The 15,133-nt window shown below is 40.6% G+C and carries 12 protein-coding genes and 1 pseudogene; 6 read left to right on the top strand and 7 right to left on the bottom strand.

Translation table 11 applies throughout. The annotated features are described in order from the left end of the window. Positions 1-131: 131 nt before the first annotated feature. Complete coding sequence (gene rhaT / locus AC1XUO_RS27460; protein WP_483333042.1) at positions 132-1,214, bottom strand: L-rhamnose/proton symporter RhaT; 1,083 nt, start codon at positions 1,212-1,214, stop codon at positions 132-134. A 273-nt stretch (positions 1,215-1,487) separates the two neighbouring features. Continuing rightward, on the bottom strand, positions 1,488-3,710 hold the full coding sequence (locus tag AC1XUO_RS27455) for a T9SS type A sorting domain-containing protein (protein WP_483333041.1): 2,223 nt from the start codon (positions 3,708-3,710) through the stop codon (positions 1,488-1,490). 138 nt (positions 3,711-3,848) lie between these two features. On the opposite strand from AC1XUO_RS27455, the gene AC1XUO_RS27450 reads away from it, so the two are divergent. From AC1XUO_RS27450 to ahcY, 6 genes and pseudogenes are all read left to right on the top strand, one after another. Further along, positions 3,849-5,156: a UDP-N-acetylmuramoyl-tripeptide--D-alanyl-D-alanine ligase gene (locus AC1XUO_RS27450; protein ID WP_483333040.1), complete on the top strand. Its 1,308-nt coding sequence runs from the start codon at positions 3,849-3,851 to the stop codon at positions 5,154-5,156. An 80-nt stretch (positions 5,157-5,236) separates the two neighbouring features. Further along, positions 5,237-5,440 (top strand): hypothetical protein, encoded by a 204-nt coding sequence (locus AC1XUO_RS27445; protein WP_483333039.1) that lies wholly within the window; start codon positions 5,237-5,239, stop codon positions 5,438-5,440. Beyond that, positions 5,437-5,882: pseudogene (locus AC1XUO_RS27440) on the top strand (PIN domain-containing protein). The gene AC1XUO_RS27445 and the pseudogene AC1XUO_RS27440 overlap by 4 nt, the downstream one beginning before the upstream one ends. A 231-nt stretch (positions 5,883-6,113) precedes the next feature. Continuing rightward, positions 6,114-6,665 carry a peroxiredoxin gene (locus AC1XUO_RS27435; protein WP_483333038.1) on the top strand — a complete coding sequence of 184 codons (552 nt, stop codon included), beginning with the start codon at positions 6,114-6,116 and terminating at the stop codon, positions 6,663-6,665. A 182-nt stretch (positions 6,666-6,847) separates the two neighbouring features. Continuing rightward, positions 6,848-7,438: a carboxymuconolactone decarboxylase family protein gene (locus AC1XUO_RS27430; protein ID WP_483333037.1), complete on the top strand. Its 591-nt coding sequence runs from the start codon at positions 6,848-6,850 to the stop codon at positions 7,436-7,438. A gap of 373 nt (positions 7,439-7,811) precedes the next feature. Beyond that, positions 7,812-9,131 (top strand): adenosylhomocysteinase, encoded by a 1,320-nt coding sequence (ahcY, locus tag AC1XUO_RS27425; protein ID WP_483333036.1) that lies wholly within the window; start codon positions 7,812-7,814, stop codon positions 9,129-9,131. Between the two features lie 484 nt (positions 9,132-9,615). Here the strand turns inward: ahcY and AC1XUO_RS27420 are convergent, their stop codons facing one another. The 5 genes from AC1XUO_RS27420 to AC1XUO_RS27400 all read right to left on the bottom strand — a co-directional run bounded on the left by AC1XUO_RS27420 (position 9,616) and on the right by AC1XUO_RS27400 (position 14,944). Then, positions 9,616-10,476 (bottom strand): mechanosensitive ion channel family protein, encoded by an 861-nt coding sequence (locus AC1XUO_RS27420; RefSeq protein WP_483333035.1) that lies wholly within the window; start codon positions 10,474-10,476, stop codon positions 9,616-9,618. A 195-nt stretch (positions 10,477-10,671) separates the two neighbouring features. Beyond that, positions 10,672-11,322 (bottom strand): outer membrane lipoprotein periplasmic chaperone LolA1, encoded by a 651-nt coding sequence (gene lolA1 / locus AC1XUO_RS27415; protein ID WP_483333034.1) that lies wholly within the window; start codon positions 11,320-11,322, stop codon positions 10,672-10,674. 185 nt (positions 11,323-11,507) lie between these two features. Continuing rightward, on the bottom strand, positions 11,508-12,407 hold the full coding sequence (locus AC1XUO_RS27410) for an ROK family protein (RefSeq protein WP_483333033.1): 900 nt from the start codon (positions 12,405-12,407) through the stop codon (positions 11,508-11,510). 6 nt (positions 12,408-12,413) lie between these two features. Then, positions 12,414-13,664 carry an L-fucose:H+ symporter permease gene (gene fucP / locus AC1XUO_RS27405; protein WP_483333032.1) on the bottom strand — a complete coding sequence of 417 codons (1,251 nt, stop codon included), beginning with the start codon at positions 13,662-13,664 and terminating at the stop codon, positions 12,414-12,416. Between the two features lie 35 nt (positions 13,665-13,699). Continuing rightward, a complete protein-coding gene (locus AC1XUO_RS27400) occupies positions 13,700-14,944 on the bottom strand; it encodes a glucuronyl esterase domain-containing protein (RefSeq protein ID WP_483333031.1) in 1,245 nt (414 codons plus the stop codon). Between the last annotated feature and the right edge of the window lie 189 nt (positions 14,945-15,133).

The following is a 15,133-nucleotide window of genomic DNA, read 5'->3' as shown; positions in this document are numbered from 1 at the left end:
GAAAAGACGATCTTATATTTACGAATATTGGTCAACCAGAATCATCGGCAATAATTTGCAAAAATGGCCGGATTATACCCAAAGGTACGTCCCGGCCAATCCATTTTCTTCTGTAATTTTATTAACAAACATTACTCATGCAGGTAATTTCCGTATCCTACAATTAATACCGATAATACGATAACCAAAATTCCTGCAATGATTGTATTTAACGTTTTCTTAGTAACCCCTTTCCATTCTTTCAGGACAAGGCCCCAGGTATTTGCAATCAAAATGATAAATGCCATATGCAGAATCCAGGAACTTGCCCCATTACCTAATTTGCTTTCACCCATTCCATAAAAGAAAAATTGCAAAAACCAGGTCGTGCCGGCAAGGGCTGAAAAGATGTAGTTTGACAGGAGCGGCGTACTTTTATCCGTATAATTACTGAACGTCTTATTGCGCGCATTCAGCAACATACACCAGATAAAATTTGTCGTTAAACCGCCTAAAAGGATAATAATATAGGTTACATTATTTTGAAAAAGAAAATTTCCCTGGCCAGGATTTGACGCCTGCCAAATCGCGTTCGCTTCGTCTGCCATTACTTTTCCGGCATCAATACCAAACGCAAAACAAGCACTCAAAATACCTGAAATAATGGAAACGGTTAGCCCTAAACCGATCTTGAATTCAGTATTGCCATCAGAAACAATACCACTTTTTTTCAGGTCGTTGTCTTTCATGGCACCAGCTTTCCCGCAAATGATAATTCCAATCACGCAGACAAGCAGTCCCAACAAAACCATTTGTCCCCAATCGCTGGTAATCAAATCTTTGATGGAATCCTTTCCCGGCGTTGGTTCAAATAAATAATATACCGACGGAATCAGTGCACCGAAAACGGAACAAAGTCCGAGGATAATTGAACTACCGAGCGATACCCCCAGATAACGGACACCCAAACCATAAGTCAAACCGCCGATTCCCCAAAGCACGCCGAAGAAATAGGTGAGAAATAAAATGCCGCCATCGGTATGCGCGATGATGTCCATATAACCCGGAATGGTAAGATATGCAGCAAGCGGAGGAACGATCAGCCAGGAAAATAACCCACCGACAATCCAGTACGTTTCCCATGCCCAACCTTTTACTTTTTTGTAAGGGATATAAAAACTGCCGGAAGCAAAGCCACCAATAAAATGAAAAATGACACCAAGAAGTGCTTGCATGAGGTTACAGGAATTTAGTGTTTTTATGGTCAATGAATATATAATGCCAACTATATCATTCATTTAACCGGTAAATTGCCATCCCTAGGGAAATAGCGCATCCTGTACCGTACTGCTCCAAATAAGGTTTTTCGAATTAAGTTTTAAATAATTCCGCGGTTGCAGTAGGGTAAGTAACTGAGAACAAGTATATACTTAGAAAATCAGATATTTATAATTTGGGAGCATTTTTAGAATTAAATCAATTCAGCATTAATCACTTACACAGATCTGCTACTGAATAACAATCTTCCTGACAACGTTTGCCGAGCCGGTATTGAATTCCAGAAGATATAAACCAGGCATCCATTTTGAGGTCGAAATCTCCTTCTCCTGATTTGCTCTGACGGGTACATCTTTCTGAATCATGATACCATTAACAGAAAATATTGTGACAGTCGCGTTTTGGGTAGAGAGCACTTTAACAAATTCTCTGGCCGGATTTGGATACACTTTTACACTTTGCTCAATCGGCGGTTCAACGGGTGTTATGGTTATATTCAATTTATTTTGAAGCAACCTTAAACCTCCTGCTCCGTTACCGATGGCGATATCCGGTTTTCCATCGCCATTATAATCTCCTGCTGCCGCATATAAATAAGCTCCGAAAAGTGGCGAGGCGCCTGTGCCGTTATAATCAATCAGCGAACTTTCCCGCTCCGTCCAGCTGCCGAACTCTGCTGAGTGAAAAATTCTTAATTTCCCGGAAAAGTCTACCGTCACCAGATCTTGCCTGCCATCAAGGTCAACGTCTGCAATGGACAACTGAACATTTCTTCCATCGTAATTCGGCGTGATTCCTGCAAAAGCTTCGGTTTGCAACTGTAAGGAAAATTGTGAATTGGTACCTGTATTTTTATAATAATTAACATTTCCCTGCGGTTTTCCTACCAGCAAATCCAGATCTCCATCGTTATTTACATCATAAAAAAGCGGATAATCAGCAATTTGCGATTGCGCGGGCATAGCAATGGCCACCATTTCCGAAGCATTCAATTGAACTGCTTGTCCTTTCGCTGCCTTGTTCGGGATATAATAATAAGCCAAACCACGAATTGTCGTTCCGGCGAAACCAAGATCAGGAACACCGTCACCGCTAAAATCTGCCCATTGTGGTTTTAGATTGTACATATCCAAAGCCGCCGGAATATTCAGATAATTATCAGAAGCAATTTCGTAAGCCGGATTTAACTTATCTCCTATATTTCGAAGCAACCAGAAACGCCCCCGAAAATTATTTCCATCCCGTGTTCCACCGGCTCCGACGACCATATCCAGATCACCGTCGCCATCCACATCGAAAAACGAAGGCGCGGCATTTTCGCCTACATCCAGCATTTGATCCTGAAGAAAGTTCTTTTGCACAAGATTGAAACTGGCGTTATCACTTGTACCAGCATTGTGATACAACCAGTTTGACGATTGGTAATTCATCAGATTTCCTTCATTGTTCGGCACATTTGGCGCAGCGATCAAATCCTTAATGCCATCAAAATCGACATCTTCGTAATAAGCGGATGGGAAGATGTAGAATGAAATCGGATCAACGGAGGGATAATTATGTGTATAACTCGTAAAGTTGGCGATGAGATTTTCACCGGTATTTTTCAAAAATGAGATATGGTCATTGCTTACATGACCGATGATCAGGTCTTTTTTTCCATCACCGTCAAAGTCGTGCAGCAAAATTGAATTGCCGGCGTGCATAACCCGTCTTGGTGAATTATTGACAACGCCGCAGTCTTCGCCCAACACAAAATCCTCTCCGTTACCTTTGTGAAAATTACCCCAGCAATTTCCATTTCTTTTGTAAACCAAACTATCCGGAACGTTGTAACGCTCCATGCTCATGTTCTGGTGGAATTCAATATATGCGCCTTGTGAGTCAAAGGTAATTACGTCCAGATCTCCGTCATTGTCAAGATCAACTATACCCGGAATGTCCTGGCTGGAAACCTGCAAATTCACCAAACCAGAAAAACCCTCTGTATATAATCCATCTTTGATAAGTTTCCAGGACCAGATTCCGCCATCCCGCATCTGCCTATAAATCTTTATTCCAAGTGGGGTAAATGTAAAAAGATCCTTGTAACCATCGTTGTCATAATCAGCGAGGATCATCCAGTTATCAATTTTAGGAAAACGATATTGATAAACTGGCGCATGTAACCAGGCCTTTTTTTGCGCATTTGCCGGATCGACGCCGGCAAGGAACGTAGAAATATTACCGCTCGTTCTCTCGAAAACGATGAGATCTTCAACGCCGTCGCCGTTCAGATCCATTTTTGTATACTGCGCAGCATTCAAACCACCCGCCCAGGGATTGATCAACTTTTTGCCATTCGCCGAAAGCGCGGTGGTCGTATCCATTTTAAACCTGGCATTTTGAGCCTGGCTTTGGGAAATCAGAATAACCGAAAATATAAAGAATAACAGGCAGGTAAATTTCGTACGCATCGTTGAATAATAATCTATTAATTTTGTCAGCCCGCCGGGCCGATCATAGCTACCGTAAACGTAACGAAATTACAAAGCATTTGATTGAGCGAAACGGGCAAAGTTTATCAACCGATTTTTTACTTTCTGAAAATTCCCATGCATACCTCTCTGGAACAGCTTTACGATATTTACCTGGAAGGCCACACCATCAGTACCGACACCCGTCTAATTACAACCGGCTGTATATTTTTTGCTCTGAAAGGAGATACTTTCGACGGTAATACCTATGCCGTAGAAGCATTGAAAAAAGGAGCTGCTTATGCAGTTGTGGATAATCCGGAGGTAGTAACAGGAGATAAATTTTTATTGGTCGAAGACGTACTAACAGCTCTTCAGGATCTTGCCCGCCACCATCGTAAAACATTTACTTTTCCCGTCATTGCTTTAACAGGCTCGAACGGAAAAACAACGACAAAAGAGCTGATTGCGAAGGTTTTGTCTATGAAATACAAAATTTACGCAACGAAAGGTAATCTAAATAATCACATTGGTGTACCATTGACGCTGCTTTCTATTGATGCGGCAAAATATGAAATGGCGGTCGTGGAAATGGGTGCAAATCATCAGGAAGAAATTGCATTGTTGAGCAGTATTGCACAGCCAACACATGGCTTGATCACAAATATTGGAAAAGCGCATCTGGAAGGTTTCGGCGGCGTGAAGGGAATTGTAAAAGGCAAAGGTGAACTTCTGGATTATTTGTCCAAAAAGAAAGGAACTGTTTTTGTCAATGTAGAAAATGAAGCTGTCATGGAAATGGTCAGCAAACGCAGAGCTTTTGGCGAAATTGTTTTCTATAACACAGAAAGCAGTTCCGTGAACCCGAAATTAATTCAGGAAAGTCCGGTGGTTACCTTTGAAGGAAACAAAGGAAAAATTGTTACTACACATATTCCGGGTCAGTATAATTTTGATAATATGTGTGCGGCGCTTGCCATTGGAAATCATTTTGGCGTCACGGACGAAGACGCTTACGAAGCCGTTGCTAATTATCAACCAGATAATAACCGTTCGCAAATCGTAAAACGCGGTACGAATACAGTTATTATGGATGCCTATAATGCAAATCCATCATCCATGGCAGCAGCGATTAAGAATTTTGCCAACATGGAAGCCAAACATAAAATGGTTATTCTGGGTGATATGTTCGAGCTGGGGGATGCTTCGGACGTGGAACATTTAGAATTAGGAAAACTGGTTGCAGATGCAAAATTTGATCTCGTTATTCTTACCGGAAAACACATGCAGGCCGCTCTGCCGGCATTACCAAAAGCTTACTATTTCCCTGATAAATTTTCACTGCATAACTGGGTGATGGACAATCCGCAACATGAAACGCTGATTCTTATAAAAGGATCAAGAGGAATGGCTTTGGAATCGGTTTTGAGTGTGATGGCACAGTAATGTTTTAATAGCACTGATAATGTATTTACCTGATTTTGACGAGATTGGTATTTCTTAGTATCTTTGTTAAAAAGCAAACTATGACTATCGAACGTCAAAATCAGGATATTATCATAAAAGCGAGCAGTTCAATCAACATGAATGCTATTCAAAAGCTTGTTGATTATATTAACGTTTTAGAAATTGTTTCTGAAAATAAAGGTACAGAGGAACAGGCTCTGGAACTTTCCCGCGAAACAAATAGGAACTGGTGGAGTCAGAACCGCGGCCGTTTTCTAAAATGATCGTAATCGTTGATACCAATATATTATTCAGCGCCTGTATTTCTCCTAATAATAAAATAGCAGAAATTCTTTTTAGTCCACTTCCTGAAATAGATCGTGTCAGTTGCTACTATACGATAGCTGAACTCTTCAAACATCAACCTAAAATATTAAAACTTTCCAAGCTTACAGAAGAAAAAACAACCTCACTTTTTTTGAACTCATCAAACAGGTGAATTTTGTAAATGAATCTATTATAGAAGAGGAATTTTGGACCGAAGCGGATAGGTTATCATTTGGAGTGGATAGTAATGACATTGCATTTGTTGCGCTCGCCTTGCAAACCGACGGCTTCCTATGGACGGGGGATAAACAATTATCGATGCATCTGAAAAGTCTCGGTTTCAATCAAACAATTACCACGCAAGAACTTTACGAAAAACTGAATATCGGAAATACCTGAACACTTTCTTTAAATAATATAATTATCTAATTTATTAGTATAATGATATAGTACAAATTGATATCCATATAGACAAAATTTATAGCGAACAGCTTTTCAATAGAAAACGTAAATTCATTTATTTAATTCAAGCATTGCCCGGAATTGTACCATATCAAATCTTGCCATGCGTTATGGTTGTGATTAGTTTTGTAACAAGAAATAATACAAACCAAAGCAACCACAATAACAATGAAAAATACAATTGTATCCGTTGGATCAAAATTCCCTGAGTTCAAAAAAATCTCAGTAGTATCGCTTGAAAAAGGAAACGAATTTTACGATATCACTTCTGAGGATCATATCAATGCAGAGAAATGGATGGTGATGTTCTGGTGGCCAAAAGATTTTACTTTTGTATGTCCTACTGAAATTGCTGAATTCAACAAAAAAACCTCTGATTTTGCTGATCGTGATGCAATCCTGATCGGTGCTTCAACAGACAGCGAAAATGTTCACCTGGCCTGGAGAAAAAGCCATGACGATCTTCGCGAGCTTCAATTCCCAATGCTTGCGGATACTTCTAAATCTCTTGCAGAAGAACTAGGAATTCTTGAAGCAAATGAAAAAATCGCTTACCGCGCAACTTATATCGTTGATCCACAAGGAATTATTCGCTGGGTGTGCATCAATGATCTTTCAGTTGGACGTAACGTTGACGAAGTTCTTCGTGTACTTGACGCTTTGCAAACTGACGAACTTTGCCCATGCAACTGGGTTAAAGGAGAGGCTACGTTAGCTTAATTTAGAGATTAGAGTTTAGAGTAAAAAAAGTTTAAAGTCGGAACACAGCAACTTTTAACTCTCAACTTCCTTCCCGCTCCATTTTAAAGTTCAGAGGTAAAAGTTCAAAGTTGACAGTATGCCGACTTTAAACTTTTACCTCTGAACTCTAAACTTCTTTCCCACTTCCAATCCAACCAAAAATGTATCCATTTGCAGCCACAGGGAATACGAAAGATTCTCTGTATAAAGAAATCAATTTGCCCGCAGAATTTGAAAGCGTGCTTATGAATAAGTTGGCGGCGTTAGACCACCGTTACCTAAAAGACTTGAAAATCAACATTGGTAATGTTTTAAAATCACAGAATATCAACCGTAAAGAGGCTCTTTTAATTGCCCTTTCTGTTGCTATCAATGAGAAAAATACAGCACTTATTTCTGCTATTGAAGAACTTGCGGTAGCAGAAGGCGCTGACGAAAAAGAGATCGCAGAAGTAACTGCCTGTGTTTCTTTGATGAATGCCAATAATGTGTTTTACCGTTTCAGACACTTTATGGACAAAGAGTTTTACAACAACGCTCCTGCCGGAATTAAAATGAGCATTATGGTTAATCCTGTGCTCGGCAAAGAGTTTTTCGAATTGTTAAGTCTTGTAGTTTCCGCGCTGAATGGCTGCGAAATGTGTGTTACTTCTCATGAACAATCCGTAATAAATCATGGCGGAACTCAGGCACGTATTTTTGACGCAGTTCGTATCGGTGCAATCTTCAAGAGTTTCACTGTTTTAATTTAAACTTCTTATCAAGGCGGTTTCACGACCAGATTGATAATTTTTATATATAAGGCGTTGCACAAAAGGCAGCGCTTTTTTTGTTTGCATACCACCAATTGTTTTGATAATCAGGCAGAAAAAACATTTCAGCCATCCAAAAATCTTAAAAGTTGACAAGGTCAAAAGTCTTTGAAATTTTGTAAGCAGACAAAATATCTACACACCCAATTATAGGATACCTTAATCGCTTTAAAATGTAGATATCAACACTGTTTTCAGATAGAATATCTAATTTTTAAATCAAAACCCCAATATTCATCTACAAATTTAAATCCTGATGGTTTTTCTACTTAATTTTGTGTCATTAATTAGAAAACAAAAATCCAAATAGAAAATGGCTACGTCAACAGAAACAACGTACATTCCTTACAAGGTTAAAGACATATCGCTGGCCGAATGGGGTCGCAAAGAAATTACATTGGCAGAGGCTGAAATGCCAGGTCTTATGGCAATTCGTGCTGAATACGGTCCATCACAGCCTTTGAAAGGTGCACGTGTTGCGGGTTGTCTTCACATGACGATCCAAACTGCCGTGTTGATCGAAACACTTACAGCTTTGGGTGCAGATGTTACCTGGTCTTCTTGTAACATTTTCTCAACGCAGGATCACGCAGCAGCAGCAATCGCAGCGGCTGGTATCCCTGTATATGCCTGGAAAGGTATGAACGAGGAAGAATTCAACTGGTGTATCGAACAAACGCTTTTCTTCGGTGAAGATCGTCAGCCTTTGAACATGATCCTTGATGATGGTGGAGACCTTACAAACATGGTTTTTGACCAATATCCTGAATTGATCGAAGGCATCAAAGGTCTTTCTGAGGAAACTACAACAGGTGTTCTTCGTCTTTACGACCGTCTTAAAAATGGTACGCTTCATCTGCCTGCAATCAACGTAAATGACTCGGTTACCAAATCTAAATTTGACAACAAATACGGTTGCCGCGAATCTCTTGTAGATTCAATCCGTCGTGCAACTGACTTGATGCTTGCCGGTAAAGTGGCAGTAGTAGCAGGTTACGGTGATGTTGGAAAAGGTTCTGCTGAATCGCTTCGTGGTGCCGGATGCCGTGTTTTGGTTACTGAAATCGATCCAATCTGTGCGCTTCAGGCTGCAATGGACGGTTTTGAAGTTGTAACTATGGACGAAGCTGTTGAGCGTGCTAACATCATCGTTACAGCAACTGGTAACTTCCGTATCATCACTGAAAAACATTTCCTTAAAATGCGTGATAAGGCAGTAGTTTGTAACATCGGTCACTTCGATAATGAAATCGATATGGCTTGGTTAAACGCTGCTTATGGTTCTACAAAATCTCAGATCAAACCACAGGTTGATATCTATTCAGTAGAAGGAAAAGATATTATCATCCTTGCAGAAGGTCGTTTGGTGAACCTGGGTTGCGCAATGGGTCACCCATCTTTCGTGATGTCATGCTCGTTCTCTAACCAGACTTTGGCTCAGATCGAACTTTGGACTAACACGGCTGCTTACGAGAAAAAAGTATATGTTCTTCCAAAAGCTTTGGATGAAAAAGTTGCTGCTTTCCACCTGGCACACGTTGGGGCGAAACTTGAAACTCTTTCTGATGAACAAGCTGCTTATATCGGCGTTCCAACAGAAGGTCCTTACAAAGCAGATACTTACAGATATTAATATTTAGGTATTCGCTTTTAGCGGTTTGCTTTTAACTTAAAATCCCGGCCTGGAAATTATTTCCGGGCCGGGATTTTTTTCGAATAAATTTTTGGCTCGATGATGTCACCCTTTCAGGGTTTTGCACTTGAAGTTTGGATGCATTTTCTATAATACTATCATCCCTTCGGGATTTAAGCTTAAGGAAATAATTAGTATCTATGAAAATTCCATAAGCAGACAATCCCCAAAACGAATCGTATTTTATAAAGAAAATCAAAAAACGTATTGATGAATTAATTTTGAAGGGATTACATTATTATGATAAAAAATAGGCTACCTCGTCAATCCCAAAGTGATGGCCATCTTAAAGAAACAATGGGAAAAACTGCTACCGAATCAATCCCGAAGGGATGACAGTACTATAGAAATTGGCTTAGGGGAAATATTTCAACCCCGAAGGGGTGACATAGGAATTTTTGAAAGCACTTGGGTTAACCAATAATCATTCCTTCCTAACTTCACCGCCAACTTCTGCCGTACGAGCAGGAATTGAAATCCCATGCACATCAAACATACCTTTCAACGCTTTAATCGCCTCGCTTTTCGCCGAACCCGGACCAATTTTAACTTGGTCAATCCAAAACTGCACTTGGAAATCAATGGTATTTGTACCAAACTTTGTATAACTGAAATCAACAGTTCTTGTTTTACTTAAAAAACCCAGCGATTGAATTGCTTGCAAACTTATTTTTTCGACTAATGCGAGATCCTCAGTAAATGAAATCCCACAATCAACCTGAACTCTACGCTCACCTGAATAGGTAAAATTAGTAATCGGTTTTTGGAAAATATCCTTGCTAGGAATTTCTATCTGCTGTCCGGCTAGATTATCAATAATCACTGAACGCAGGTTGATCGACTTCACTCTTCCCGTAAAACCATTGGTTTCAATAATGTCCCCAACCTTGATAGGACGCTGTATGGCTATGAAGGCACCGGAAATAAAATTGGTAGTCAAATCCTGGAATGCAAACCCAAGTGCAAGCGCGATAACACCAGCACCCGCTACCATAGACGTCACCGTTTTCTCCAACCCCAAAATCCCTAACGCAAAAAACAACCCCGCAGTCAGTATAACGATTCTGGTAAGCGCAGAAATAAGACTGACCAAAGCCTCGTTTTCAGTGGCTTTCGAAAGCCCTTTGGCCATTATCCGGCCACCATATCCAGCAAGATATCGGAAAACAACGAGCAACAAAATTGCCATAACAACATTTGGGATATACCCAATGCTGAGATCAAACCATTTGTCGAGTTTTACGAAAACAGGATCCACTTTTTTTGAAATTTCAATCAACAACATGTACTACACGCAAAGAATTTACTGCACCGAAAATCAGAAGCTGTCGTTTTCGGATATTTAAAATGTAAACAAACTTACAGCTTAAATGTTGTACTGTCCACATCATTTTCTTTGTCGAAATTTATTTTTCATTGGAAACAAAAAAAGGGAAAGCTTATGACAGCCTCCCCTAACTATAAATTAATTATCCAACCCTTATCTCAGATCAACAACTTCTACACCTGGAAATTGTTTCGAATTGAATGTAAAATAGGTATCCGGCACAGCAACATCAGGCTGGAATTGTTCCACTTTATAAGTTACTTTTTGTCCGTTTTTCTGGAAAATCTTCCAACTGTTAATTGACTTATCTGCTTTGTTTACCTGGATCTGAACTTTATCGACTTGGCTGTTTTTCCCTGTTGAAGTTAGCTCAACTACTTCATAAGTCTGAGCGCCTTCTTTCTTTTCTTGCAGGAATGCATATTTAAAACCTTTTTTATAGGCAGAATAAATCCTGGTCGGATCCAGATCTCCGCCTGCCGAAGGATCAAAGTCCTGCAAGTTTACTTCGTTCGTTTCTTTAATGTATGTGGCCATTAACTTTCCATCGTTATAAATCTCCTGTCCGGCCATTTTTAACCGAAACTTCGTCCCTTTCACAGTCGCATCACCTTTAAGTGCTTTCCCGCCGTCCGGAGTGTATGTAAAGATCGCCTTGAACGATTTTATTTTTTGATACTTATTACTCATTGCCTCCAAAATCGCAGTCGATTTTTTATCTCCCTGCGCTTGAACAGTCGTCGTAAACACATTTGAAAAAGTCACAATGGCGAGTACAAATGAGAAAATTGTTATTTTTTTCATAATCAATTATTTAATTCTGATTAAATTCTTTAAAAATTATGCCAGGTTGCAAAGGTGTCTGCAAATTTAGACAAAACTGCGAGACGTTGGTTTAAACAGCAAAAGAAGTCCTGGCCACATTGTCAAACGCTGTTTTCAGCATGAGGCAATATAACCAGGACTATGTTTATTTTCTATTTCAATTTTTACAACAACGCTGCACCAAAGACGCCAGCGCTATCTCCCAATTTCGGCTTCAAAATCGGTGTGGTGATCACACCGTTATTAAAGATATATTTCTTGATTCGTTCATAACCTTCGGTATATAACAGATCAATATTGCCAACTCCACCGCCAATCACGATTAGTCCAGGATCAAGCACGTTGATAAGCGTGGAAATTGCGCGGCCATAATAGTCAAGCAGTCGTTCAATCGTAGTTGTGGCGTGAACATTCGTTCCTTTCTGATATTGCTCCAGAATTGTTTTAAGAGATAATTTTTCACCACTTTGCTGCATATAAAAACGTTCCAGGGCAGGCCCCGAAATAACCTGTTCCACACACCCTTTTTTACCGCAATAACAAGGCTGACCATTTTCTTCAAGGATATTATGTCCCCATTCGCCACCGATACCGTGGTGACCGCCAATAATTTTCTTATTGACAACCAATCCTCCGCCAACGCCCGTGCCCATAATAACACCGAAAACGACCTCTGCCTGTGGGAAATCCTTTCCTGCTCCCATCAATGCTTCTGCCAGTGCAAAACAATTTGCATCATTGGCCAGTTTAACAGGAATACCTAAACGATCTTCGAGATCCTTCTGCATCGGTTTGCCGTTCAGACAAGTCGTGTTTGAGTTTTTCATCAGATTGGTATCCGGCTCGGAAACGCCCGGCGTGGCAAAACCAATTTTAACCGGTTTCTCCCCAATTTCCTCTGCAACAAGGTCAATCAGCTTTTTGATTTGGGATAAAATGTGATCATATCCCTTATCTGACTCAGTCGGAAGCCTCTTACGGATAACAACTGCTAAATCATTTTCAGAATCCAAAACGGCACATTCGATCTTCGTACCTCCTAAATCTATTCCCCAGAGTTTCATTAAATACTATTGAACTTTGTAAAACTTATAACCAAACAAAAATATCACGAAATAGCAGATGATCGGCAAGTAATATGCCGCAGCAACATCATATTCAGCCACTGCACCCATTGCAAATGGAAACAATGCTCCACCTACCACACCCATCGAAATGAATGACGAAGCCTGTTGTGTGTGTGCTCCCAGGTTTTTTAATCCCAAACTAAAAATCGTCGGGAACATGATGCTAAAAAAGAAGTTCAGCATGAGTAATGCGATAAATGAAGGCCATCCAAAACTTTGGCTGATCACCAAACACATCACAATGTTGCAGGCTGCAAAAATAGCCAGCAATCTAGGCGGTGCAATGTATCGCATCAGAAAAGTACCTACAAAGCGGCCGGTAAGCATCAGCACAAAAAAGAGGATCATCCATTTACTGGCAACGGCATCCGTGAATCCCATTTTTTCATGACCATAATTGATGAAAAACGCCCAGGTACCAGCCTGCGCCGCCACATTGAAAAACTGTGCGACAACGGCCCATTTAAAATGTCTGTGCTCAAAAAGCCCTTTTTCAGGATGCATATCGACATTAACACCATCAGGGTTTACTACCGCCACGTGTGGATCGATTAATGCCGGAACTTTTACAAAAGAAAACAGCACAGCGATCGTTGCGATCACCGTTCCGATAGCGATATACAACATCTTAACCGAGGTAAGATCAGTGCTGCCCTGCACATGGTTTCCAAAAAGAAAATATGAACCCATCCATGGTCCGATGATGGTGCCGAGTGCGTTGAAAGCCTGTGCAAAATTGATACGCATATCACTGGTCCGCTGGTCGCCCAAGGAGGCTACAAACGGATGTGCTACCGTTTCCAGCGTGGAAATTCCACAACCCAGGACAAACAAGGCAATTCCAAAAAACGGAAATGACGCAGCCGCAGCTGCTGGAACAAATAAGAATGCGCCACCAGCAAAAAGGGATAAGCCAAAAAGCACACCGTTTTTATAACCGAACCGCTTCATAAAGAGTCCGGCAGGAATACCCATTACACCATAGGCTCCAAAAATTGCAAATTGCACGAAGGCCGACTGTGTTTTGGTAAGGCTCAGCACAGTCTGAAAATGTTTGTTTAAGATATCACCCATTGTGATGGCAATACCCCAGAACATGAAAAGGGAGGTGACAAAAATGAGGGTAACCAGGTATCTGTCTTCTGTAAATCGGGCCTTAGTAAGTTCCTTACCAGACGAGGAAGTTGTTTGCATTGAGATATATTGTAAGATTAGTTGTTTAGATGTTTTTATTTTTGGAGATGTAAATTAGAGAAAATTAAGAACTGTTTCCAATCAAAACTTGTAACATCGTGTCTGCCCTCCCGAATATGGTATCCAATTTGTCCCATAACAGGTTTATTTAACCCAGGCATTTCCGTCACCGGCAGCCCTTTTGTTTTCAAAAAGCGGTAGACTTTATCCGCCTCCAGAGCGCTGGCAAATTCACCCGCCGGATCAGACCCTTTATCTCCTTCGGCACTTGCAATATAAACAGGTCGTGGTGCTATCAAGTCAATAATAAAGTGCTGATCGAAAGGCAATAGCGTATCTTTGTCCATATATTTCTTAAAACTTTTGGCATACCAATGTGGGAAAACAGTATTTAATCTGCGGATATTTTCACCTATTCCACGGTGAAATAATTTTGCTCCACCAGCACCAGATTCGTTGCTGATTACCATAGCAAAACGACTGTCATTTGCCCCGGCCCAGAGCGCAGCTTTGCCCAATCTGGAAAATCCAAAAACTGCAACTTTTTTTGAATTAATATCCTTGTCCGTTTCCAGATAATCCATTCCACGGCTCAGTGCCCACGCCCAGGCGGCTACCGTGCCAAAATTATCTTCCCGATTTTGCAATTCCGGATAGAGCGGGTGAATCCCGGTATTGAACATGGACTCTTTTCTATCCGAGGCAATTTCTTCCCGGTACATTGTGGCGAGCGCAAATCCTGCATCCAGAATACTATCCACCTGCCACTGACTGGCGTTCACGCCGCGGCAGGTTTCTGTGGCCTTACCATCGACTGCACAGGGAAACATTTTACTATTTTCCACCCATGATTCTGTCAGTTTAATACCTGGATCTGCATGGATCGCTTGATTCCCGATAAAGTTTATTCCAATTATGGCGGGAACGGGATGTTTCGCTTTGTTCGGTATATAGACGAGAAGATCAAACCTGACATCCTTGCCATTTTCCGTGATATGAATAGTAATTTGTTTGCGTGTCGCTTTTCCTCCGAGTGCATTTTTTTCATGATCAAAAACTTCAAAACGCATATTCTTTGGCCTTTCAGGCGCGGTGCCATACATTTCCGAACGGAATATTTTCAGCAGCTCTTCACGACGCGCGTTCCATTGTTTTGCGGTTGAAACTTTATTTCCATTGAAAAAAATCAAAGCATCAGGAAGTGATGAATATGTGGGTTGACTTTGGGAGAAATAACTCAGGGATAAAAGAAAAAACAGTAACCGGAGTCTACTTTTCATGCAATTTTCAGTTGGGGCTTAATAGCAAATTGGAAATATTATTATCTGATCAAAAGCACATTTCAAATTTCGTTTACTGGTTTTATTCTACTCCATATCTGATTAATATTACCAGAGTTAAAATAAAAACTGCCGGCTTTGTCGCACTTAAATTGTGCGTAAAACCGGCAGTTCAGTTGACTTCTAAAA

This window comes from Dyadobacter sp. HNCC25DJ186 (assembly GCF_056895235.1).
This window is presented reverse-complemented; position numbering and strand designations above follow the sequence as displayed.

What these genes read in the sequence shown, in the direction of transcription:
- rhaT (WP_483333042.1), bottom strand. Translation starts at nt 1,214, where the DNA reads ATGCAAGCACTTCTTGGTGTCATTTTTCATTTTATTGGTGGCTTTGCT.
- AC1XUO_RS27455 (WP_483333041.1), bottom strand. Translation starts at nt 3,710, where the DNA reads ATGCGTACGAAATTTACCTGCCTGTTATTCTTTATATTTTCGGTTATT.
- AC1XUO_RS27450 (WP_483333040.1), top strand. Translation starts at nt 3,849, where the DNA reads ATGCATACCTCTCTGGAACAGCTTTACGATATTTACCTGGAAGGCCAC.
- AC1XUO_RS27445 (WP_483333039.1), top strand. Translation starts at nt 5,237, where the DNA reads ATGACTATCGAACGTCAAAATCAGGATATTATCATAAAAGCGAGCAGT.
- AC1XUO_RS27435 (WP_483333038.1), top strand. Translation starts at nt 6,114, where the DNA reads ATGAAAAATACAATTGTATCCGTTGGATCAAAATTCCCTGAGTTCAAA.
- AC1XUO_RS27430 (WP_483333037.1), top strand. Translation starts at nt 6,848, where the DNA reads ATGTATCCATTTGCAGCCACAGGGAATACGAAAGATTCTCTGTATAAA.
- ahcY (WP_483333036.1), top strand. Translation starts at nt 7,812, where the DNA reads ATGGCTACGTCAACAGAAACAACGTACATTCCTTACAAGGTTAAAGAC.
- AC1XUO_RS27420 (WP_483333035.1), bottom strand. Translation starts at nt 10,476, where the DNA reads ATGTTGTTGATTGAAATTTCAAAAAAAGTGGATCCTGTTTTCGTAAAA.
- lolA1 (WP_483333034.1), bottom strand. Translation starts at nt 11,322, where the DNA reads ATGAAAAAAATAACAATTTTCTCATTTGTACTCGCCATTGTGACTTTT.
- AC1XUO_RS27410 (WP_483333033.1), bottom strand. Translation starts at nt 12,407, where the DNA reads ATGAAACTCTGGGGAATAGATTTAGGAGGTACGAAGATCGAATGTGCC.
- fucP (WP_483333032.1), bottom strand. Translation starts at nt 13,664, where the DNA reads ATGCAAACAACTTCCTCGTCTGGTAAGGAACTTACTAAGGCCCGATTT.
- AC1XUO_RS27400 (WP_483333031.1), bottom strand. Translation starts at nt 14,944, where the DNA reads ATGAAAAGTAGACTCCGGTTACTGTTTTTTCTTTTATCCCTGAGTTAT.